At 43.4% G+C, this 23,669-nt stretch carries 20 protein-coding genes; 10 read left to right on the plus strand and 10 right to left on the minus strand.

Annotated features, from left to right (window positions below):
• Window positions 1–128: 128 nt before the first annotated feature.
• From xni to FE392_RS11145, 6 genes are all read right to left on the minus strand, one after another.
• Window positions 129–884 (minus strand): flap endonuclease Xni, encoded by a 756-nt coding sequence (gene xni, locus FE392_RS11120; RefSeq protein WP_319930294.1) that lies wholly within the window; start codon window positions 882–884, stop codon window positions 129–131.
• A gap of 201 nt (window positions 885–1,085) precedes the next feature.
• Window positions 1,086–2,453, minus strand: coding sequence for a nucleotide 5'-monophosphate nucleosidase PpnN (gene ppnN / locus FE392_RS11125; protein WP_319930295.1), 1,368 nt, complete (start codon window positions 2,451–2,453; stop codon window positions 1,086–1,088).
• 23 nt (window positions 2,454–2,476) lie between these two features.
• Window positions 2,477–3,322, minus strand: a complete 846-nt coding sequence (gene queF, locus FE392_RS11130; RefSeq protein WP_319930296.1) for an NADPH-dependent 7-cyano-7-deazaguanine reductase QueF — start codon at window positions 3,320–3,322, stop codon at window positions 2,477–2,479.
• A 494-nt stretch (window positions 3,323–3,816) separates the two neighbouring features.
• The gene (locus tag FE392_RS11135) at window positions 3,817–4,836 is read right to left on the minus strand and encodes a YopJ family acetyltransferase (RefSeq protein ID WP_319930298.1); all 1,020 of its coding nucleotides are present in this window, start codon (window positions 4,834–4,836) and stop codon (window positions 3,817–3,819) included.
• 400 nt (window positions 4,837–5,236) lie between these two features.
• A complete protein-coding gene (locus tag FE392_RS11140) occupies window positions 5,237–6,769 on the minus strand; it encodes a cholesterol oxidase substrate-binding domain-containing protein (protein WP_319930299.1) in 1,533 nt (510 codons plus the stop codon).
• A 364-nt stretch (window positions 6,770–7,133) separates the two neighbouring features.
• The gene (locus FE392_RS11145; RefSeq protein WP_319930300.1) at window positions 7,134–8,795 is read right to left on the minus strand and encodes a cholesterol oxidase substrate-binding domain-containing protein; all 1,662 of its coding nucleotides are present in this window, start codon (window positions 8,793–8,795) and stop codon (window positions 7,134–7,136) included.
• A gap of 643 nt (window positions 8,796–9,438) precedes the next feature.
• Between FE392_RS11145 and syd the strand changes: the two genes are divergently transcribed.
• From syd to FE392_RS11165, 4 genes are all read left to right on the plus strand, one after another.
• A complete protein-coding gene (gene syd, locus FE392_RS11150) occupies window positions 9,439–9,999 on the plus strand; it encodes a SecY-interacting protein (protein ID WP_319930301.1) in 561 nt (186 codons plus the stop codon).
• Window positions 10,000–10,581: 582 nt separating this feature from the next.
• Window positions 10,582–10,908 (plus strand): YqcC family protein, encoded by a 327-nt coding sequence (locus FE392_RS11155; RefSeq protein WP_319930302.1) that lies wholly within the window; start codon window positions 10,582–10,584, stop codon window positions 10,906–10,908.
• A 1-nt stretch (window position 10,909) separates the two neighbouring features.
• Complete coding sequence (truC, locus tag FE392_RS11160; protein ID WP_319930303.1) at window positions 10,910–11,692, plus strand: tRNA pseudouridine(65) synthase TruC; 783 nt, start codon at window positions 10,910–10,912, stop codon at window positions 11,690–11,692.
• Window positions 11,693–11,780: 88 nt separating this feature from the next.
• Window positions 11,781–12,227, plus strand: a complete 447-nt coding sequence (locus tag FE392_RS11165; RefSeq protein ID WP_319930304.1) for a flavodoxin — start codon at window positions 11,781–11,783, stop codon at window positions 12,225–12,227.
• 106 nt (window positions 12,228–12,333) lie between these two features.
• On the opposite strand, the gene FE392_RS11170 is transcribed toward FE392_RS11165, so the two are convergent.
• The 4 genes from FE392_RS11170 to map form a co-directional block, all read right to left on the minus strand.
• Window positions 12,334–12,720, minus strand: coding sequence for a DUF3461 family protein (locus FE392_RS11170; protein WP_092513285.1), 387 nt, complete (start codon window positions 12,718–12,720; stop codon window positions 12,334–12,336).
• 174 nt (window positions 12,721–12,894) lie between these two features.
• Window positions 12,895–13,719 carry a 2,3,4,5-tetrahydropyridine-2,6-dicarboxylate N-succinyltransferase gene (dapD, locus tag FE392_RS11175; RefSeq protein WP_319930305.1) on the minus strand — a complete coding sequence of 275 codons (825 nt, stop codon included), beginning with the start codon at window positions 13,717–13,719 and terminating at the stop codon, window positions 12,895–12,897.
• 40 nt (window positions 13,720–13,759) lie between these two features.
• Window positions 13,760–16,414, minus strand: coding sequence for a bifunctional uridylyltransferase/uridylyl-removing protein GlnD (gene glnD, locus FE392_RS11180; protein WP_319930306.1), 2,655 nt, complete (start codon window positions 16,412–16,414; stop codon window positions 13,760–13,762).
• A 186-nt stretch (window positions 16,415–16,600) separates the two neighbouring features.
• Window positions 16,601–17,398: a type I methionyl aminopeptidase gene (map, locus tag FE392_RS11185; protein WP_319930307.1), complete on the minus strand. Its 798-nt coding sequence runs from the start codon at window positions 17,396–17,398 to the stop codon at window positions 16,601–16,603.
• 389 nt (window positions 17,399–17,787) lie between these two features.
• Here map and rpsB point away from each other — a divergent pair, with 389 nt between their 5' ends.
• The 6 genes from rpsB (at window position 17,788) to uppS (ending at window position 23,661) form a co-directional block, all read left to right on the plus strand.
• A complete protein-coding gene (gene rpsB / locus FE392_RS11190) occupies window positions 17,788–18,513 on the plus strand; it encodes a 30S ribosomal protein S2 (protein ID WP_319930308.1) in 726 nt (241 codons plus the stop codon).
• Window positions 18,514–18,678: 165 nt separating this feature from the next.
• Window positions 18,679–19,536, plus strand: coding sequence for a translation elongation factor Ts (tsf, locus tag FE392_RS11195; RefSeq protein WP_319930309.1), 858 nt, complete (start codon window positions 18,679–18,681; stop codon window positions 19,534–19,536).
• Window positions 19,537–19,819: 283 nt separating this feature from the next.
• Window positions 19,820–20,548 (plus strand): UMP kinase, encoded by a 729-nt coding sequence (pyrH, locus tag FE392_RS11200; protein WP_319930310.1) that lies wholly within the window; start codon window positions 19,820–19,822, stop codon window positions 20,546–20,548.
• 164 nt (window positions 20,549–20,712) lie between these two features.
• Window positions 20,713–21,270, plus strand: coding sequence for a ribosome recycling factor (frr, locus tag FE392_RS11205; RefSeq protein WP_319930311.1), 558 nt, complete (start codon window positions 20,713–20,715; stop codon window positions 21,268–21,270).
• A 170-nt stretch (window positions 21,271–21,440) separates the two neighbouring features.
• The gene (ispC, locus tag FE392_RS11210) at window positions 21,441–22,637 is read left to right on the plus strand and encodes a 1-deoxy-D-xylulose-5-phosphate reductoisomerase (RefSeq protein ID WP_319930312.1); all 1,197 of its coding nucleotides are present in this window, start codon (window positions 21,441–21,443) and stop codon (window positions 22,635–22,637) included.
• Window positions 22,638–22,965: 328 nt separating this feature from the next.
• A complete protein-coding gene (gene uppS, locus FE392_RS11215) occupies window positions 22,966–23,661 on the plus strand; it encodes a polyprenyl diphosphate synthase (RefSeq protein ID WP_439153482.1) in 696 nt (231 codons plus the stop codon).
• Window positions 23,662–23,669: the final 8 nt, after the last annotated feature.

The following is a 23,669-nucleotide window of genomic DNA, read 5'->3' on the forward strand; positions in this document are numbered from 1 at the left end:
GCTCTCGACTTCTGGTCAGCCTTTGGTTGAGTAAATTCGTTCCCTTGCCGTCACGCTGCATCTTGAAATCCATTGGGGATCGAGCAGTATCTGAATCCTCACGCTATAGGGGAGCCAGAAACTTCTCGTTATACATGAGTCAATCTAAGTTGCTGCAAATTTCCCTGTAGTGATAAATCGGTTCTTAGCGAAGCAACTTCACGGCTGATATAGGCCATTTCTTTGTGGGAAACTAATTTTTTGCGCCATTTGTCTGGCTGGGTTTCCAAATTCTGAAATAGATTATCCAGCGAACCCGCTTGCTGTAGCAAGGTTGACGCAGTTTTGGGGCCGATGCCTTGCACGCCGGGTATTTTGCTGCTGCTGATACCTGCAAGCCCCCAATAATCGGGGAGCTGATTAGGGAGAACGCCGAACTCTTGCTGAACAAAAGGTAAATCCAGCCAGCGTTTTTGGAAGTAATCGCGGATTTGGATATTGGGAGAGAGAAGCTGGCAGTAGCCTTTATCCGTGGAAACAATGGTGACACGGTGCCCGGTATTGGCGACTTTTATTGCCAAGGTTGCCGCCAAGTCATCGGCTTCATGCCCTTCTGCATGCCAGCACGCGACTCCCAATTCATTAAAGGCTTGCTTGATCAGCGGCATTTCTTGTTGCAGATTGTCCGGCATGGCAGAGCGGCCGGCTTTATAGTCAGGAAGAAGGTTATGGCGCCAGCTATGGCTGCGATCATCTTCATCAAACACGGCAACGGCATGGGTTGGCGAAGCGTGGGTGATTAATTGCTTTAATGCATGTTCACAGGCCGGGATGCAAGGGCTGCCCTGCACTGCATGGATGCGCCGGATTAGATTCAGGGCGTCTACAATCAAAAGATGTATCATGGTCGTTTGCTCCATCCGTGGATGTATTCCTTGGCTTCAGCCTCATTATACACTTCGTCTTTCAAGCTGCCTCTTTGTTGGCTGTGCTCACTCACCCCAGTCACATAATTATCTATGTTCCCGGGGATGCTCTTCCTCGCCGCCGCGATGCAACCTGAAACCCATTGTGTATAGATATTGATGAGTAAAGGTATCTGAGATTTATTTGATTATCTCATAACATGGTTCATAGGCAGTGCCACCCGGAAGTTTCATGCGATCTTGCTCGACAAAATTTTTCAATAAATTATCCATTCGCCGCATGAGGCTGGCATCACCGTGGATTTTGAATGCACCATGCTCTTCGATGGCATGAATGCCGACTTCTTTTACATTACCGGCTACGATACCTGAGAATGCCCGTCTCAAGGCTGACGCGAGTTTTTCGGGTGACTGATTTGGATATAAGTTCAGATCAGCCATATTGTCATGGGTTGGCTCAAATGGAGATTGTAAATCGGAGTTGATTTTAATCGACCAGTTGAAGCTGTATGCATCTCCTGTAGCCCGGCGGCTTTCTTTGACGCCCGGCATGGCCCGTTTCATGATCCGTGCCACTTCTGACGGATCGTCCACAATAATGCGGTAGTACTGGCGAGCCTGCTCTCCCAGCGTATTGACGACGAATTCATCCAGAACATGGAAATAATCAGCACTCTCTTTTGGCCCCGTTAAAACCAGCGGAAGAACTTGGTCTTTATTTTCTGGGTTCATCATGATTGACAGTAAATACAGCAACTCTTCAGCCGTTCCCACCCCGCCCGGAAAAATAATAATGCCGTGGGCGAGACGGACAAATGCCTCCAGACGCTTTTCGATATCCGGCATGATGATCAGTTCATTCACCAAGGGATTGGGAGGTTCTGCCGCGATGATGGAAGGCTCTGTAATGCCGACAAAACGGCTCTTCCGGTAATTTTGCTGGGCATGCCCTACTGCTGCTCCCTTCATGGGAGCTTCCATTGCACCTGGCCCGCACCCCGTGCAAATATTCAGTTCACGCAGCCCCAGCTCATTTCCTACTTTGCGTCCATACTGGTATTCGTGTTCATTGATGGAGTGCCCTCCCCAACAGACGATCATATTGGGATCTTCTGCGATATGCAGCGCCTTGGCATTACGCAGGATAGAGAAAATGGTGCTGGTGATATGCATACCATTTTCTAAATTCAGGGTATGTGTTTTTTCTCCATTCATAATTTGAGCATGAACGAACAAAATATCCCGCAGGACGGCAAATAAGTTTGCTTGCAGGGAGCGGATGATTTTACCATCGACGAACGCTTCTTCTGGCGGATTGACCAGCTCCAGCTTGACGCCGCGCTCCCGGCGAAGCACGTTGATATCAAAGTCCTCGTGTTTTAAGAGTAATTCTTTACTGTTATCTGTTTGACTACCAGAGTTAAGTACAGCCAGTGAACAGTTGCGGAACAGGCGGTATAGATCACTGCTTGCTGTACGCTTAAGCATATCTACTTCAAGTTGTGAGAGTAGATCCATTGACCCTAATGGGTTTACATGTGTAATCAATTAAAACTCCTTTGCCCCTTAGGTTATTGGCGGGCCAATCTTCCGGTTGCAGGCGTAAACGCTTCGTTGCTGCGCCACGGGTTGATATCCAACCCTCCGCGGCGGGTATAGCGCGCATAAACAGTGAGTTTTTCAGGGGCGCACAGCATCATTAAATCGTTGAAAATCCGCTCGACACATTGTTCATGAAATTCGTTGTGGTGGCGGAAAGAGACTAAATAGCGCAATAATTTTTCTTGATCGATTTTTGCTCCTTTATAGTGGATCATAACGGAGCCCCAATCTGGTTGATGGGTTATCAGACAATTCGATTTTAATAAATGGCTGACCAATGTTTCTTCAACGACAGGGCCGGTTGCTGCGTTATTAAGATAATCACGATTGAATTGATATTCATTGATTTCAATGTCCTGATTATCGATGCATTCTCCGGCAAATTCGGCAATGGGTTGTTGGTTAAAGCTGTGCAGGGGATGTAAAACCACATCGATATTACCGTTGGCACAGACGGATAAATCTTGCTGCAATGTTTTTTGTACAGTCTCCCAATCAGCAAAGCGAGTTTGGTTAAAACTGTTCAGGTAAAGTTTAAAACTTTTTGACTCGATAAGATTTTCACTGTCTGCATTCAGACTGACATGGCCGACAGCAACCTGAGGAACGCCACGTGCATTGAGCCAAGACAGTTCGTACATGGTCCAGATATCTGCACCATGAAAAGGAAGATTCTCAGGGAATAGCCCAAGCGGTTCACGGTTCATGCTGCGGGGAACCGCCTGTAATAATGTGGGATCGTAGTTATCGCAGTAGGAAGTAGGTTTACCTAACGTAAGCTGGGCAAGAGATTGATTATCCTGATATAAAGACATTAGAATTCCTTAGCGCTGAAGAGTCTTTCGACTGTGAGATAGTTTTTAGTTATGTAATATTCTTTAGTGTACCAAGGAATTTTGATGCTTCGTATTTTTATTGTGCACTTTTGGTGGGATTGGTCAGTAGGATCAGCAAGTTTCCCTAAACTTGTGTAGTGATGCCTTTGCAAAATAGCATGGGAAAGTTATCAATAGTTTTATCGCTAGGAAATATGATATGTTTTGTCAATTAACTCAGCGTTAATCAATAAACTGGCTCTACGTTCTAAGTAAAAGCCAATTTATTTTCATGTCATTAACTCTATTTATCTTAAAGAATTTATTGATAGTTATTAAATTTCTATTATTTAGAATAATTTTATTAATAATATCAAAATGATTTGTTGTAAGTAGGTAAATAGAAATGGCAGTGAAAATGCATACTCATGTCGTATAAAAAATGCAGAGCATCGCAGGGTATTTACAGCGCATATTAATTATATAGTGCATTGTTATTTGTTTTCATCAAACCAATGTAGACTACGCATAGCATTTATAGCACGTAATTCGTATAAATCGTGTAGGGCATCTTGAGCAAGTTTGAGTCTTTTTTCTTCGATGGAACAGCTATATGTGTATTTTTGTGTTTCATTTGAGTTATATTGAACCGGAAGTTCTCGAGTAACAAGATAACGCTGATATCGTTCTTTCAAGGTTTCTCCTCCAGCATATTTATTGACTTTTTTGTTAGATTCATTTGGATGGCGCTCTAGGTAGGCATCAATGGGGTTTAGTGACTGAGAATGTTTGAAAAAATCAATGGGCAATAAATTGATAGCTTCGTTGAAGAATACTACCCGATATTCTTTGCACGAATCGTCTGATACTTTTTCAAGGTTTTTACTTTTGGGAGCGATGAGTTTATAGTTATCATTATTGAATTTTATTTCATCATTAAATATACTTTGGTGAATATTGGTAAATTCTTGCGCGTATTCATGCATTTTCTTCAAAAAATGTAATGAAAAAATTAAGCAGTCTCCAGGGCTATTTTGTATCTGGCAGTAAATATAGAGTGTTTTTACTTTATTTTCTTCATCTTTTTCTGTTTTTCTAAATTTATTCCATCTAAGCGGAATAAATATATTGTTTCCCCGGCTGGAATCTAAGAATATGACAGAAACCTTGTTTTCTCCATCTTTAAAAACATTTGCAGCAGCATAATGAACACCATTAAAATGTACACTGATGATAAATCGCTTATGTGTGTTACGCGGGAACTTTGTTAAAGAATTAAAATCATATTCTGCAAATTTTTCCACATCAATAATTTTTTCTTCGACGTTCATGCTAGAATATCTTATATTTAAATTTTTCAATATAAGTGGGCAGGCTTCTTGATCCATACTTATATTATTATACTGTGCTTCATTTCGGGTTTGTGATTTGATTGTTTCTATATAATCAGTTAAGTTATCTTCATGCATTTTTCTTGTGCGATTTTTAAATTCATATAATTTGTCTATGCTCATTTTTATTTTCCTTACGTTGATAAATAACCATACAAGGAGGGGGGATGAAAGGTTACTTTCAAGCGATCTGAATAAATAAAGTATAAATGTTATTTGTTGAAATAGTGTTTATAGGGAATTAAGTTACCTAATAATGACGTTTTAAGTATGTGAAGTAGATCGTATTTATGTAATGCGAACTGTTTAAAAATGTAAAGATAAAATAGAAAAAGAGCTGTTTTGCATTTTAGAATAATTATGAAGAGATTCGAATTTTTCAAGTGCTAATTTATTAACACCTAATTCTTATAATTCCAAGATAATTAATAATATTCATGGGGCATTATGCCCCATGTCTTTAGTCATTTTCTTGAATATTAACAACATACTTATGCGTTAATTTTATTTCTGAAAAGGTAAATTAATTACCAGCAGTAAACAATTTATCCAGCAAAGGCGATCTAAATATATGATGCGGATCATGTTGTTGTAATGCGGATACGGCGGAAACCCAATTATTATCAGTAGGTAAGCCCTCAGTAAATGAGGTTGGAATTGTCTTGGTTAAAACTTCCTTATCCTCCCAGGCTGATGTTTTGCCATAAGCCCAACCTTTACTCCATTCAACGCGGGCAGAGGCATATGTTCCGTTGAATTCCTTGAATAGCCATTTTTCAAATTGGTTGAGAAACTCAATGGCATGTGGTGTGCCCGGAAAAGTCAGAATATCCAACCAAATGGCAACATCCCATTCAGTTTTATCAGGACGCGGGCGAATGGCCGATAAACTGGAAGTTACAGCGTTTTCAACCATGACCTCTGAAGGGGTATCTAATCCAGTAACTCGCACTTCAATAGGGCCATTGATGGGGTATTTTCCTGCGGTCGCATATGTCACGAGCAACTTTTTCCATTGCTCATAAAAAACGTGAAGTACGTGCTGAATATCCGCACGGCGGGTTAATACAGCGTAGCCATTTGCCGTCACGCGCAGTGTCGTGGGTTTCACGTATAACAGGACATTTTTGCTCCAACCCCAAATATCTTTGGTATAGCCTTGCAAGGCTGCGTTGACAAGCTGATATTTCATTTCTCCCATCAAGGGAGTGACTTCCGGTGCAATGGTAAAAATCATTGACGAAATATCCGATACAACTAATGGGACGTTATCGGAAAATGGATAGTTATAAGGTGTTTTAACTTCAACGCTGGATGGCGGGCGGGTTGGGGCGACACTCCAGACCTTCAGCCATGGTTTATTAGTAAAGGGAAATAAAATAACTTCAATCCGACCACTTTTATCCAAAAATTGTGTAATGGTGTGTTGATATTGTGTCTCTTCAGGGGCGGCGAATAATTCGTCCATCGAAATTTGGGTAAAACTTTGACAGCGTAAGCGTTGATTTTTCCCTGCTTGAAATTGCACTTCCAGAATAAGGGAACTGCCGATGTGGGTTAATAAAGGTGCGCAGTCCGGGTTGTTCCGTTCAAAACGTTTAACGACGTATTGCTGGCTTTTGGCGTCCCAAACGACAGCAGACAGAGACAATATTGTGTTACTGAGCGAACCGTAAACATGCCCGGGCTGTGGAATTTCGTTGTGTGTTTTAATGGCAGTTCCGTGCCCGCCAATTGCGAGAACGCCGCCTAGCGTTAAATCTCCGGGTGCGGGGGTGGCGGCGAAACCAAGACCTTGCTCTTCCATTCGGGTCATCAATGTTTCCATCAGAATGGCTGTTTGTGCTGTTACGATGGAAAATTCAGATTGGTGTTCAAAATGAACGTTGGTGAAATGTTTGGAGAGATCCATCAATAGAATGCGATTACTGGTATTTTGCCCGGATGCCAATACCAAAGGCGACCAGTTATGAGCCTGCCCGATAGGCCTTACCTTATAATTTTCCTTCCATGCCCAGTTAACTACGGCAATGACTTCCGCTGAAGTGCGTGGCATACAACATGGCATATTGGGGATGTTAATTTCTCCTGACCAGTTTTTGAATATTATTTTTTTACATTCTATTTCATTAGGAAAATTAGGTAAGTGACAGTCTAAATCAACAATAATATTTTCTTGTGATTGATTAAAGGATAATTGACTATAAGATTGTTTGATCAAATCAGATGAGGACATTTTTTATTTCCTTTTTCTATTGACTTGCATTGAAGTTTTTAATGTGAATTTAAATAAACGCACCTATTAAAAATCATTGTCATATGAATAAAAAAGGAAAGTCATCGTCTCTTTGATAGAACAAATTCGGAGTTTGATAATCGGCAGATATGGGGATATATCATTGCCGATTATCAAAAAGAGATTAAATGGAAAATAATTTGTTCAAGAAAGTTGATCTGAATATGTGATGAGGGTCGTGTTTGTTCAATAAAGAAATTGTTGCTGCCCAGTTGCTGTCAGTGGGTTGACCATCAGTAAACGATGCCGGGATTTTTTTCGTGAGTACATCTTCATCTTCCCAGGCCGCATCTTCACTGTATGCCCAGCCTTTGCTCCATTCAACCCGGGCCGATGCGTAAGTTCCATTAAATTCCTGAAACAACCACTGTTCAAATTCTCGCATAAAATCAGCTGCATAGTCAGTTTCCGGAAGGGTTAAAATATCCAGCCAAACCGCAGTATCCCATTCAGGTTTATCCGGGCGCGGGCGAAGAGGTGATAATCTGGGAATAACGGCATCTTTATGCACGACCTCAGCAGGCGTATCTAATCCGGTTACTCGCACTTCAAGCGGGCCATTGATGGGGTATTTGCCATTATCTGTGAACTCTTTCAATAGGGCACCCCATTTAGTATAAAACACGTTCAAGACGCGTTGTACATCTGCGCGTCGCGTTAATACGACATAGCCATTTGCTGTTACATGCAAGGTGTTTGGTTTGATGTATAACAGCAGGTTTTTGCTCCAGCCCCAGATGTCTTTTCCCTGAGATGATAGTCCTTCGTCTACAGTATTATATTCTGTTTTACATATTTTTGGTGTGGAACTCGGGTCGTTATGAAGTTGATTAATGAAAATTTTTTCTTCCATTTCAGTAAGTTCAGTAAAAGGGTAATTATAAGGAGCCGTTACTTCTACGCTGGAGTCTGGTTTTTCAGGTGAAAGACTCCAAACTTTTAACCACGGTTTTTCTGTAAAGGGAAATAAAATGACTTCAATCCGACCCGATTTATCCAAAAAATGGCTAATAGCCTGTTTATTTATTTCTGTATATTGTGGAGGTGAAAATAATTCTTTCGCAGGAATATCCGTAAAGCTCTCACACCTGAGGCGTTGATTTTTACCTGCCTGTAGTTGGGCTTCCAGTATTAGAACACTGCCTAATGCGGTTAAAAGCGGTGCGCAATCAGGATCAGTGCGTTGAAATACTTTAAGAATATATTGCTGGCTTGCTTCATCCCAGACTACAGCAGAGAAAGAGAGTATAGAATTGTTCACGGAACCATAAGTATGTCCATCCTCATTTTTTTCATTGAGAGCGCTTATGGCGGTTCCATGTCCCCCGATTGCGATAACGCCTCCTAACGTTAAATCTCCCGGCGCGGGAGTGGCTGTAAAGCCAAGGCCATGCTCTTCCATTGTGGTCATCAATGTTTCCATCAACACTCCCGTTTGCGCTTTAACAATGGAAACCGGAGAGGATTGCTCAATGCTTACCTGATTAAAATGGGGCTGCAGATCCATCAGAAGTATTTTTTCGGCGCGCGCACCTGATTTGAAGATTAAAGGCGACCAATTATGTGATTGCCCGACAGGTCTTACTTTGTAAACCTGTTTTTTGGCCCAGTTGACGACCTCAAGTACTTGTTCAACTGAATTTGGTGTGCAGCATGGAACATGTTTTACTTTTATCTCACTTGACCATGTTTTAAATTCTCTAAACTCCCATTTTACATCTTTAGGGAAGTCAGGTAAGTCATTTGATTGATTAGTGGGAATGTTATTTTGTTTTTCTGTGTGCATTATTTTATATCCTTTATATTAAAATACTCTTGGTTGTATCAAGGTTTTTATTGTTTATTTAATTGAAAAATTTAATATTAATGAAATGACTTCGCTGATTTGTTTTTTATATCAAATCATCATGTCTATATTTTTCAAAATATAGCTATCAGTAACTCATTCCGAATTATATTTCGGGAGTTATTGAGGGGAGTGATAAATTGTAAAATAAAAAATATATATCTGCCGTTTTTAAACTTCTGCTTTGTTGATGTGCCTTGAAATCCAATAGGTACAGTAATTATAGTCGTAAATTTTTAACGCGAAGGCCAATGTGTGGAATGTTAGCCTGATGGCACGTGAATAATCGTTTTTTTTCGATGTTATTCAATATCGGTAATTGTCTATTTCTCTTTTTATTTGTTTGAATAATAAATAAATAATCATGCTGGTGATTTATAGTATTTTGTTTGGAAATGAGCGTAATAATTATTTAGAGTTTATTGGAATAAAATACAGATATTCAGGAGGCAAAAACTATATCAGACGATTTTTCATAACGTGGCAATATGATGTCTTAGTTGTTATTTTGCCAAAAAACAGATAAGAATAAGTGAGATGGCAAGTATATGTACTGTAAAATAACGATGGAAGATATAACCATATGACTTTGAATGTGACAGAGACTCTCTCTGATTTTACCCGGCGCTATGTTGAATTGTGGCAGCAGAAAACGGGTTTTCCTCCGGCCAGTGCCGATTTGTATGGTATACCTTCCCCTTGCATTGAACGTACAGGCGATGGTGTGGTGCATTGGCTTCCGCAAAAATTTTCCGCTCAAGAACGCTTGGGTAAGGTAGAAACCGCACTGGAAATTCAGTTACAGGATTCTATCCATGATTTCTATGTGGCGCAGTTTGCCGGGGATATGGTTGCCAGTTTTGAAGGGCAGGAGCTGAGTTTAATCCAAGTATGGAGTGAGGATGATTTTATTCGGTTGCAGGAAAACCTGATTGGTCATTTGGTTACGCAAAAACGTTTAAAGCTTCCACCCACGGTATTTATTGGCACAACAGATTCTGAAATGGGGCTAATTTCTGTTTGTAATCTAACAGGACAGGTAATCCTTGAACAATTTGGCAGCCAAGAACGGACGGTCCTATCTGAAGATCTGGCCAGTTTTCTCTCAGCCCTCACCCCCTTATTCTTGTCCCCGCAATCTTAACAATCAGCAGCCAGTTGCAGATATTGGTCTGTTTTTTTGTAAGAGATATCTTACACGTAGCGTGAGATATCTCTCTTAATCACAGGGTGAATATTTATAGTTGATATTATTTGCATTGTATATCAATAGGATGAGCTTATTTTACATAATATCCCCTATTATTATATGGCTAACTATTCAAATTCAGTTTCTTGTATCAACAATCCGAATATTAGAAAATTTTACTGTTCCGCAAGGAATCACAGCAAAGCAATAACCAGGGAATAATTCCATCGGGAAGATGGTTCAAGGATGGTTAGGTACAGGCAGGACGCTAAAAATGATCAATATAATAATCAAGTAACGGATAACAGGCACGGACGTACTTTTGTCAGGGAATGAGCAGGATGCACCCAATTTAGCCGGATTGCTATGACACCAATATAAGAGGAGAGATTTTTATCTCTCCTCTTTTTTTACTCCATTCGATCTTGCAGCAAATTTTCCGCTGGAATCACATCAATGATACTCTTACCTTCTAATGACTCATTTCAGTGGCAGTTTCAGCCATCTGAACAACAGATAAACATCAGACGAAGCATCATGAGTATCGAAAAACAAGTTCTACATAAATTACAGCTAATTGAATCTGCCATGAAAACGGCAGGTATATGGCAAAATTACCCCCCTAAACCAGAGGCCTTTGAAAGCACAGAGCCTTTCTCCATTGATACGATGTCGGCTGGTGAGTGGCTCCAATGGGTGTTAATCCCAAGAATGCGTGCGCTGATAGAACAGAAAGGCCAATTGCCGACAGCATTTTCTATCGCCCCGTACTTTGAAGAAGTTTTTAAAGAGGAAATAGAGCGTTATTTGCCTTTGCTGGAATTGCTGAGGGCATTAGATAGCCTGTTTACGCAGGGTGCTTGATATGCTGGAAATTATTTATCAGGATGAACATATTGTTGCGGTTAATAAACCTGCGGGAATGCTGGTTCACCGCAGTTGGCTTGCTCGCCATGAAACCGTTTTTGTCATGCAGACACTGCGTGATCAAATCGGGCAACATGTTTTTCCTGTTCATCGCTTGGATAGACCGACGTCCGGCGTTTTATTAATGGCACTTTCAAGTGAAGTAGCCAGAACGCTTTCACAACAATTTGAATTCCATGACATACAAAAAACGTATCACGCAATTGTGCGGGGTTATGTTGAAGGTGATGATATTATCGACTACGCCTTGATGGAACAGTTGGACAAGATAGCAGATAAGTTTGCGGATACTGACCGAGAAGCACAACCTGCGACTACGCACTACCGTTCTTTGGCTAAAGTTGAGTGCCCGGTTGAAATAGGGCGTTACCCAACATCGCGTTTCAGTTTGTTGGAACTGAAACCTAAAACAGGTCGTAAACATCAGCTACGGCGGCATATGGCTCATATTCGGCATCCCATCATAGGGGATACCACACATGGTGACTTGCGACAAAACCGAGGAGTTGCTAAATATTATCAGACAGGAAGATTAATGCTGCATGCCAGTCATCTTCAGTTCAAGCATCCCGTTACAGGAAAAGAACTTCTTTTGACTGCCCGCTGGGAGCCATCGTGGCAGCATTTGCTTGAGCAATTTGGTTGGCAGGGTATAGTGCCTGAGCTGGAGTGTTTAACAACTCATATATCCACTGAGTTTCAAGTTGAGTCGCGACCGTAAGGGAACGAACGCAGCCACTATAGCGGCAATTTGAAAAGCGGCGGGTAATAACGAAGGCAGTATCAAACCGATTAAAGAGATCATATCTATGGCAAAAATTGGTATTTTCGTTGGTACAGTTTATGGCAACGCGTTGGCAGTCGCAGAAGAAGCGCAACAGATCCTTGAGCAACAGGGACATGAGGTTGAAATCTATGAAGATGGAACCTTAGAGCAATGGCAGAAATACCAACAACAGACTGTTTTAGTCGTTACTTCAACGACTGGGCAAGGCGATTTGCCGGACAACATCCACCCACTTTATACCGCGATTAGGGATAATCTGGGTTATCAGAATGAATTACATTATGGCTTGATTGCGTTGGGTGACAGCAGCTATGACACGTTCTGTGGTGGTGGGCGTGCATTTGATGATCTGTTACAAGAACAGAGCGCCAAACGAATCGGTGATGTGCTGTTTATTGATGCCATTGATGTGGTTGAACCTGAAACTTTTGCCCGCAGTTGGATTGAAGAGTGGGGACGTTTGCTATAGGCGTTTCTCCATCATCATCGCACCGCTTACGCCTTAATTTCATACAAATATTCTTGAGGATAAGCGGTGTAATGGTACAGCAGGCATGATTACTTATGTGCCTTGATTATTTACGCGTCAGTTTTTCCAGATCTGCCTCGATTTCTGCAATCTTATTGGCAACAACATGCTCGAGGTGGCGCAAATCATCAAGGATCTTATGTTTCAGATCCACTTCAATCTGATCACGTTTGCAAATCTGATCCAGCTCTTCAATCACGTAACGCAGGTTGGTGTTGATCTCTTTGACTTCTTTGTAGCCTTGCCCTGAGTTATCGTCAGAAATGGTTTTCAATTGACGTGGATACTTAAACTTAACGCTTTTAGCGAAGAACTCGCCTTTATCCTTGCGGAAATAAATCTTAAGAATATCGTTATTTGCTTCCTGACGGAGGCTATAGCGATCAATATCTTCTGGATGTGTGATCCCTAAACTTTTCAAGTTATCGTACATAGCGCGTCACCTAGTCACCTAAATTAAATGGAAAAAGCCAAAAAAGTAGTGGATTTATTATCCATTTCGTCATCGTTAAAAGTCAATTGGTTAATGATCCAGCGTGAGGAATGAATAACTTATAGGGGAGTGGTGACAAGCTACCCAGTGCAAGGTAGCTTGTGTGTAGAGAAATTAGTCAATATTTCTCAACAGTTCATTGATACCCACCTTGCCACGGGTTTTGGCATCAACTTTTTTCACGATAACGGCACAGTACAGGCTGTAGCTGCCATCTTTCGAAGGAAGGTTGCCGGATACCACAACAGAGCCAGCAGGAACGCGGCCGTAATGGATTTCACCTGTTTCGCGATCGTAAATTTTAGTGCTTTGGCCGATATAAACACCCATGGAAATGACGGAGCCTTCTTCCACAATAACGCCTTCTACTATCTCGGAACGCGCGCCGATAAAGCAGTTGTCTTCAATGATGGTTGGGTTGGCCTGTAATGGCTCCAGTACGCCACCAATGCCAACGCCGCCAGACAGGTGAACATTTTTGCCGATTTGTGCACAGGAACCAACTGTGGCCCAAGTATCGACCATTGAACCTTCATCCACATAGGCACCCAGGTTCACATAAGATGGCATTAATACCGTATTGCGGGCAATGTAAGCACCCTGACGGACAGCCGCAGGAGGCACAACGCGGAACCCTTCTTTTTCGAAACGAGCCTGATCATAATCAGCAAACTTCATAGGCACTTTGTCGAAATAGCGGCTTTCAGCCCCTTCCATCACTTGGTTGTCATTGATACGGAAAGAGAGCAATACCGCTTTTTTCAACCACTGGTGGGTAACCCATTGCCCGTCGATCTTTTCCGCGACACGCAGTTTGCCGTTGTCCAGCATTTGGATGACTTGATTAATGGCATCACGGGTCACGTCATTCACTGTAGTTGGCGTAATGTTTACGCGGTTTTCAAATGCATTTTCGATAGTGGCTTGTAATTGCTGCATAGGTATGCTGTTCCTAATGTCTGTTAAGTCGAAAGTCTTGCTATAGTTTATCCCGTGTGTTGAGGGCTTCTGTCAACCTTTCTGATAGTTCATCCCTGATTTTTTTATGTAATGCGTTTTGATCTTTATCTGCCAGAACAAAAAAATCTTCGACACGTTCCCCAATGGTAGTAATTCGGGCACCATGCAGATAAACACCCAGTTCAGCAAAAATATTGCCTACTCTAGCCAGTAATCCGGGCTGATCCAACGCAACCAACTCCATATAGGTACGGCGGGGATTTTGTGTCGGTAGAAATTTAACGTTGGTGGGTACGTTAAAATGGCGCAACTTAGTCGGCAAGCAACGCGCTCTTGGTGCCTTGGGATGGGGATTGTTGACAACTTCCAGTAAAGCTTGACGGATAGGTTCGTGGCGATCAAGTGCCAGTGGGTGGCCGTTTGGCTCCAATACCACAAAGGTATCCATCGCCATTCCGTCACGGCTGGTAAAGATCTGGGCATCATGGACACTAAGATTGCGCCTGTCCAGCTCACCGGCGACGGCAGCAAAAAGCGAAGGGCGGTCTTGGCACCAAATGAAAATCTCTGTACCCCCGTGGGAAAATGCGGTGCTTATCAATACCATGGGCTCTGAAGAGACATGGTGGGCTAAATGACAGGCATGCCACGCCAATTGATCGGGGGTATGGCGCAGAAAATAGTCCGCATGGCAACGGCTCCAGATATTGTGCAGTTGTTGTTCGCTGATATTTTTCTGCCGCAGCAAGGCCAGCGCCTGTAGGCGATTATTGCGGATACGCTCCCGTAAATCCGGTGGATTCTGAATACCTTGGCGCAATTGCGCTTCAGTAGCAAAGAAAAGTTCCCGTATCAGGCTTTGCTTCCAGCTATTCCAGAGTTTGGCATTGGTGGCACAAATATCTGCAACTGTCAGGCAAATTAAATAATTCAGTCGTGTTTGATTTTTAACGATGCCAGCAAATTGCTGGATAACATCAGGATCTTGAATGTCCCGCCGCTGTGCGGTCACTGACATCAACAGATGATCACGCACCAGCCATTCGACTAATTCTGCCTCTCTGGTCGTCAAACCATGCTGTAGCGCGAATGTAAAGGCATCTTTAGCGCCCAGTTCGGAATGATCGCCATTGCGCCCTTTGGCAATATCATGGAAAAAAGCAGCCAAACGCAACAGTTCGAGTTGGGGAAGCCGGGGATAAAGCTCAACACACAAGGGGTGGATCACGCGATTGTTTTCATCGGCGAAACTTTCCAGCTTGAGCAGCACTCGTATCGTGTGTTCATCAACAGTGTAAACATGAAAGAGATCAAACTGCATCTGGCCTACGATATTGCTCCAAGGCGCCATATAAGCCCCCAGCACGCTATGGCGATGCATTGGAAGCAGGGCACCACTGACCGCATGGGGATGGCGCAGGATATCCATGAAAATCTGCCGGGCTTCCGGTAACTCACACAAAGGGGTTGTCAGGTTTCTGCGGGCATAGCGAAGCTGACGCAATGTTGTGGAATAAATCCCTTTGATTTCGCGATGTTCGGCCATGTGATAAAACATTTTCAATATGGAAGTGGGTTCACGGCTGAATAGTGTTTCATCAATTAAATCAATGAGATCTCCCCTCAATTGGAATTCTGCATTCAAGGGGCGCGGCTTTTCATTGGGTTGCAGTGCCAGGATCGCTTCATCGAACAATTGCAGCAGCATGTTATTCAGCTCACTGACACGGCGTGTCATGCGATAAAAATCTTTCATCATCAGCTCAACAGGCTGGTTGCGTTCTCCCTCATAGCCAAGCAGTTGAGCGACATTGAACTGGTTTTCAAATAGCAGGCGGTTATCATAACGGTTAACAGTCAGGTGAAGAGCAAAACGGATGCGCCAGAGAAAACTCTGGCATTCGTTCAGCTCGTTACGCTCTTCCTCTTTCAAGAAGCCAAAAGCAACCATCTCATTCAGTGACGTTGCGCCAAAATGGCGGCGGGCAACCCAAAGCAAGGTATGGATATCACGTAATCCGCCCGGGCTGCTTTTTATATCAGGCTCAAGGTTGTAGCTGGTGCTGTGGTAACGCTGGTGGCGTTCCCGCTGTTCGCTAAGTTTTGCATTAAAAAACTGGGCGGAAGGCCAGAAATCATCACTGAAAATATGCTTCTGCAACCGGAGAAATAGCGCTAAATCACCACAAATCAAACGAGATTCAATCAGATTGGTGGCGATAGTCAGATCCGATAGCCCTTTATCCAGACACTCATCGAATGTTCTTACACTGTGGCCCACTTCCAGACGGATATCCCAGAGCAGGGCAATTAATTTTCCAATACATGCTGATTGTTCGTCGGTCAATGCATGTTCGCTCAGAATAAGCAAATCAATATCCGAGAGAGGGTGCAATTCACGGCGCCCGTAACCTCCAACAGCTATCAGGGTGAGGGAGGTTATCTGTTCAAATCCTTTCGCCTGCCATAATCGACTTAGCAGCTTGTCAATATAATCACTGCGGGCATGAATTAGGGCGTCAGGTGAAATTCCCGCCTTGAATGCTTGTTCCAGCCATAACTGAAATTCATCAATATGCGGTTTCAAGGCTGAAAATTGAAGATCATCGTGGGAAAACTCCGCCGGGGAAAGAGGAGGTACAGGCGCTTGTGTTAAGGAGATATTGGCTGGCATATACAGAGACCCATAATAAGAAAGCTCATGAGCGAACGAAGCATGATGACCAGATTACTGAGAAAATGGTGAGATGAACAGGGATTATTGGCAACAGGGGGAGAATGAAGCGACTGCGGCTGGGCAGGCGCTTCATTGATTAGAAAAAATACATATATAGAGCAAGCAAGCTATATTGAACGGTAATTACTCGTTAACCAATACCGCTGAGATAGACGCTTCTTCTTCCTTGCGCCATGTCATGATTTCACAGCCATTATCGGTAACGACAATCGTGTGCTCATACTGTGCAGACCAACCACGATCTTTAGTTTTGACTGTCCAGCCATCTTTCATGGTACGGATGCGGAAATCACCTGCGTTGACCATTGGTTCAATCGTAAATGCCATACCCTTTTGCAGAATCACGCCACCGTCATCTGCATCATAATGCAGAACATGTGGCTCTTCGTGGAAGACTCTGCCGATTCCATGACCGCAGTATTCACGGACAACAGAATAATCATGGCCTTCTACAAATTGCTGGATCGCTTTACCGATAGCACGCAGACGGATGCCCGGCTTAACCATTTTCAGCGCCAGATACAGGCTTTCCTGTGTTACGCGGCAAAGACGCTCACCTTGAATGGTGGGTTTACCGACAATGAACATCTTGGAGGTATCACCGTGGAATTCATCTTTGATGACAGTGACGTCGATATTGACGATATCACCTTCTTTTAACACCTTGTCATCACTTGGAATACCGTGGCAAATCACGTCATTGACGGAGATGCACACCGATTTAGGAAAACCGTGATAACCCAAGCAAGCGGAGATGGCTTGTTGTTTTTCAGTAATATGTTCATGGCAGATGCGATCCAGTTCACCTGTGGTGATGCCTGCCTTAACGTGGGGTTCAATCATTTCCAGAACTTCGGCTGCCAGACGACCGGCAACACGCATTTTCTGGATGTCTTCTTCTGTTTTGATAGAAATTGCCATGAAATGGTTCCACTTAAGTCGGAAAGTTACCGACTAATTGATATTAACGAAGGAAAAATGTTGTCGGTAATGGTATCAGCCCACCGGATGTCTGCCAATAACCGTCGGCTGCCAGACGAGTAAAAGCTGTAACAAATGTTGGAGTATAGTGGCAGTTTATGGTATAAAGCGCGCCGGTATTCTGTGTAATTGTTTCGAACGTGATGCAATTTCCCGGATGCCAAATAAAACTCATTATGTGTAAATAACACACACAGATCGGCACATACACCGGGGTGCTCTCATGCGGCTAGTTCATGCCTTTAGGTCTATGAATAGTCAGCAGCCAAAGAGTCGGTGTTATGGGATCTGTGGAGGCACAACCCCAATTAACTTTATAGAGGTCTAAAATGGCAACTGTTTCCATGCGCGATATGCTGCAAGCGGGCGTTCACTTCGGTCACCAGACTCGTTACTGGAACCCAAAAATGAAACCTTTCATCTTTGGTGCTCGTAACAAAGTTCATATCATCAACTTGGAAAAAACTGTTCCAATGTTCAACGGTGCATTGGCAGAACTGAACAAAATTGCTTCCCGTAAAGGCAAAATCCTGTTTGTTGGCACCAAGCGTGCTGCAAGCGAAGCAGTAAAAGAAGCAGCTCTGAGCTGTGACCAGTATTTCGTTAACCACCGTTGGTTAGGTGGTATGCTGACTAACTGGAAAACAGTTCGTCAGTCAATCAAACGTCTGAAAGAACTGGAAGTTCAATCTCAGGACGGTACCTTTGACAAGCTGACCAAAAAAGAAGCGCTGATGCGTACTCGTGAGCTTAGCAAACTGGAAAACAGCCTGGGCGGTATCAAAGACATGGGCGGCCTGCCTGATGCTCTGTTTGTTATCGATGCAGAGCACGAGCACATCGCTATCAAAGAAGCAAACAACCTGGGTATCCCAGTATTCGCTATCGTTGATACCAACTCTGATCCAGACGGCGTTGACTTCATCATCCCTGGTAACGACGACGCAATCCGTGCAGTAAAACTGTATCTGAGCGCAGCAGCTACTGCTGTTCGTGAAGGTCGTTCTCAAGATCTGGCTGTTCAGGCTGAAGAAGGTCTTGTAGACGCTGAATAATAAGGCATGCTCATTTTTGAGCCCTTATTGACCAGGTATTGAAATATATTGGTTAGGGGGCCTGTTATGGCCCCCTTTAGCTATCTGATATAGAACTATTATCTGATATAGAACTTTCCACGCGGAATATTATCTTCCCGCGAGACACATCGAGGAATAAAACAAATGGCTGACATTACCGCTGCTCTGGTAAAAGAACTGCGTGAGCGTACTGGCGCAGGCATGATGGAATGTAAAAAAGCACTGGTTGAAGCAAATGGTGATATCGAGCTGGCTATCGATAACATGCGTAAATCAGGTCAGGCAAAAGCGGCTAAGAAAGCAGGTCGCGTTGCTGCTGAAGGTGTGATCCTGGTTGAAGTTGCGGCTGACGCTAAATTCGCAGGTATCGTTGAACTGAACTGTGAAACTGACTTCGTTGCTAAAGACTCCGGCTTCCTGGCGTTCGGTAAAGAAGTTATCGCTTCCGTTATGGCTGACAAAAACGCTGACATCGATGCTCTGAAAGCTAAGTTCGAAGAACAGCGTACTGAACTGGTTGCAAAAATCGGTGAAAACATCAACATCCGTCGTGTTGAAATCCTGGAAGGCGAAGCTGTAGGTTCTTACCTGCACGGCGCACGTATCGGTGTTCTGGTTGCCGCTGAAGGCGCAAGCGAAGAGCTGATCAAACACGTTGCAATGCACGTTGCTGCAAGCAAGCCAGAATACGTGAACCCAACTGACGTTCCTGCTGAAGTTGTTGAGCGTGAGCATCAGATCCAGATGGAAATCGCAATGCAGTCCGGCAAACCTCGCGAAATCGCTGAGAAAATGGTTTCTGGTCGCATGAACAAATTCACTGGCGAAATCTCTCTGACTGGTCAGAATTTCGTTATGGATCCAAGCAAATCTGTTGGCGATCTGCTGAAAGAGAAAAATGCTAAAGTGATCAACTTCATCCGCTTCGAAGTAGGTGAAGGTATCGAGAAAGTTGAAGCTGATTTCGCGGCAGAAGTTGCTGCAATGAGCAAGCAGTCTTAATTTTCTTAAACGGAGCCGCCGATTGGCGGTTCTGTTTTATTTCATGATGAATTTTTACATCTGTGCTGCGTATCGTCGATGTTGCGTAGCGTGGATATTTATACCCCATGAATTTCAAGCGGCATCGCGGCGGCGGGAATGACAAATTTGTCAGAAACGAGTTTGCCCAGTCCAAGACTGGCCTCCGGTGAATAAGCGCAGCCAGCAACGCGGTAACTTGGAAGACAAAGGTATAGTAATTAGATAAATCCCCAATATCCTTATTTGCTTAGGACTGAACACCATGGCAACCAATGCAAAACCCGTATATCAGAGAATCCTGCTTAAGCTCAGTGGAGAAGCCCTGCAAGGCGCAGAAGGTTTTGGTATCGACGCCAGCGTCTTAGACCGCATGGCTCAGGAAATCAAAGAACTGGTTGAGTTGGGTATTCAGGTCGGTGTCGTTATTGGAGGAGGCAACCTGTTTCGTGGTGCCGGCTTGGCCGAAGCAGGAATGAACCGTGTAGTAGGCGATCACATGGGCATGTTGGCGACTGTGATGAACGGTCTGGCTATGCGTGATGCTTTACACCGCGCCTATGTGAACGCTCGTTTGATGTCTGCCATCCCACTAAATGGCGTTTGTGACAATTATAGCTGGGCTGAGGCAATCAGCTTACTGCGTCACGGTCGCGTTGTTATTTTCTCTGCGGGTACTGGTAACCCGTTCTTTACAACAGACTCCGCTGCATGTTTGCGTGGCATTGAAATTGAAGCGGATGTTGTATTAAAAGCAACTAAAGTTGATGGCGTTTACTCTGCTGATCCCGTGAAAAATCCTGACGCTACTCTTTATGATAAGCTCACTTATCAGGATGTATTGGAACGTGAGTTGAAAGTGATGGATCTCGCTGCCTTTACGCTGGCTCGCGACCATAACCTGCCAATTCGTGTCTTTAATATGAATAAACCTGGTGCACTTCGTCGCGTTGTGATGGGTGAAAATGAAGGTACGCTGATTTCTAAAGACTGATCTTTAGAATTTAAGCTCAGAGACATCGGTGAAGTTTGACGGTATGATCAGCGGCCTGATGCGCCAAATTTAATGACACTGGCCACTTAATGATTTTAGATGCGCGTCTCTGTTATTGACGTATAAGTGGCCTAAAAAATAACCATCTCCCAAGGGTTTGTAACGTGATTAATGAAATCAAAAAAGACGCACAAGACCGCATGGAAAAAAGCGTCGAAGCACTGAAAAGCCAAATCAGCAAAGTTCGTACAGGCCGTGCTTCTCCTAGCCTGTTGGATGGCATCAGCGTTGAATATTATGGCTCTGCGACTCCACTGCGCCAGATTGCAAACGTGGTTGCAGAAGATGCACGTACGTTAGCTATCACTGTATTTGACCGCTCTATGACTCCGGCAGTTGAAAAAGCAATTATGGCATCTGATCTGGGTCTGAACCCATCTTCTGCCGGAACCATCATCCGCGTTCCATTGCCACCACTGACAGAAGAGCGCCGTAAAGATTTGATCAAAATTGTTCGCAACGAAGCGGAACAGGGACGCGTAGCTGTGCGTAACATCCGTCGTGATGCTAACGATAAGGTAAAAGCTCTGCTGAAAGATAAAGAAATCAGTGAAGATGAAGAGCGTCGTTCACAAGATGACATTCAGAAATTGACTGATACCTTTATCAAGAAAATAGATGAAGTGTTGGGAAGTAAAGAAACTGAATTGATGGACTTCTGATTTTCATTTCATAATTTCTTCATCAATAGCAACGCCGCAAAAACTGCGGCGTTGCTATTATTTTTTATATTACACCTTGTATCACATTTCTTTCTCAAGCGATGGACATAGCGATCTATACCGCTCAAACTATTGTGATTTTATATCAGTAGCACATTCAGAGTATAAAAATGAAACGGTTAACTATTCTTGGCTCAACAGGGTCGATTGGGAAAAGTACGCTTTCTGTTATCCGAAATAATCCAGAGAAATTCAGTGTAGTGGCACTCGTCGCTGGGAAAAATGCAGAAGTTATGGCACAGCAGTGTCTGGAGTTTTGCCCACAATATGCCGCGATGGCCGATGAGCATTCAGCAAATATACTGCGTCAATTATTGCTGGAGCAGGGAAGTAAAACGGAAGTTTTGTTCGGCAAAGATGCAATTTGTGACTTGGCTGCTCTGGAAGAGGTTGATCAGGTAATGTCTGCAATTGTTGGTGTTGCGGGATTATTGCCAACATTGGCAGCTATCCGCAAAGGCAAGCAGGTTTTGTTGGCGAACAAAGAGTCTCTGATTACCAGTGGCCGTTTGTTTATGAATGCTGTTGCTCAGTATGATGCGCAATTGTTGCCAATCGATAGTGAACATAATGCCATTTTCCAAAGCCTGCCAGAAAAAATTCAGCATAATCTCGGCAAAGCGAATTTGCAGGAGCATGGCATTTCCAGTGTAATCCTGACAGGATCAGGCGGCCCGTTCCGTACCACGCCCCTGGATAAATTGCCTTTGGTGACACCGGATGAAGCGTGCGCCCATCCTATTTGGTCAATGGGGCGTAAAATCTCAGTTGATTCAGCAACCATGATGAATAAGGGATTGGAGTACATTGAAGCCCGCTACCTATTCAATGCCTCTGCTGATGAAATGGAAGTGTTGCTACACCCGCAGTCAATTATTCACTCAATGGTTCGTTATCAGGATGGCAGTATCATCGCGCAATTGGGGACACAGGACATGTGCACACCGATAGCTTATGCGATGGCTTATCCCAATCGTATTCAGTCTGGCGCAAAACCACTGGATTTCACTGAATTGAGCATGCTCACCTTTGAAAAGCTGGATTACCAGCGCTATCCGTGTCTGAAATTGGCCATTGAGGCTTGCCATGAAGGTCAATCAGCGACAACCGCTTTGAATGCCGCAAATGAAGAAAGCGTTGATGCTTTCTTGAAAGATGGAATCCGTTTCACAGATATCGCGGTAATAAACCGTCTGGTGGTCGAAAAATTAAATTTATCTGAACCTCAAAGCATTGAAGAGGTCTTAGAAATCGACAACACAGCCAGAATTTTCGCGAGAGAAACCATCAGAAGTTTTGCCAAATAGCGAATTTTATTAATAAGTATATGTTTGTTTGCGTTTTGGCAAATGATATAGTTCGGCGGTAAATTATAGTTGTTATAATAGCCAATTCAATTAGTTGGAATTCGCATTTTTCTCGCGTGTACCAGATATAAAGGCTTTCATTCAGGTCGAACCAGAACTAGCCGTGGTAACCGTGGTAATGACTGACACGCGACACGGCTTTTTCGTGTTTGAAAGCGATTGAATTTACTGCAAGCCCAGCATATTAGTTATTTAAGGATTATTTTGAGTGATATCTTCCAGTGATAGTGACTCATTGTCGACAGTCCCCCAACACGTTGCCATTATTATGGATGGTAACGGCCGTTGGGCTAAAAAACGTGGAAAATTAAGAGTATCTGGCCACCGTGCAGGAATCAAGGCCGTACGGAGTTCCGTCAGTTTTTCAGTTAAACACAACATTAAGTCACTGACTCTATACGCATTCAGCAGTGAAAATTGGAATCGCCCACAGCAGGAAGTCAGTTCGTTGATGGAGCTGTTTGTTTTTGCACTTGATAATGAAGTGAAGAGCCTGCATAAGCACAATGTAAAATTGTCTGTTATTGGTGATATTAGTCGTTTTAGCCCACGATTGCAGGAGCGCATTCGCCGTTCAGTTGAATTAACGGCGGGCAATACAGGATTACAGCTTAATATTGCCGCTAACTATGGTGGTCGTTGGGATCTAGTTCAGAGCATGAAACAAGTTGCTGAAAAAATTAAGGCAAATGAACTGGCTCCCGAAGAGATTACTGAATCTACAATTGGCAATTTTGTCAATTTAAGCCAGCAGCCCGAAGTCGATTTGGTCATCAGAACCGGGGGAGAGCATCGTATCAGTAATTTCCTGATATGGCAGATCGCTTATGCAGAATTGTATTTTACCGATATACTTTGGCCTGATTTTGATGAAACTGCTTTTGAAGGTGCTATTAATGCCTTTGCCAAACGAGAACGCCGCTTTGGCGGAACAACACCAGACGATGCCGAAGTGGGATCATAGGAGGAGAA

The sequence above is a fragment of the Xenorhabdus santafensis genome (genome assembly GCF_033949405.1).
GTDB classification, from domain to species: Bacteria; Pseudomonadota; Gammaproteobacteria; order Enterobacterales; family Enterobacteriaceae; genus Xenorhabdus; species Xenorhabdus santafensis.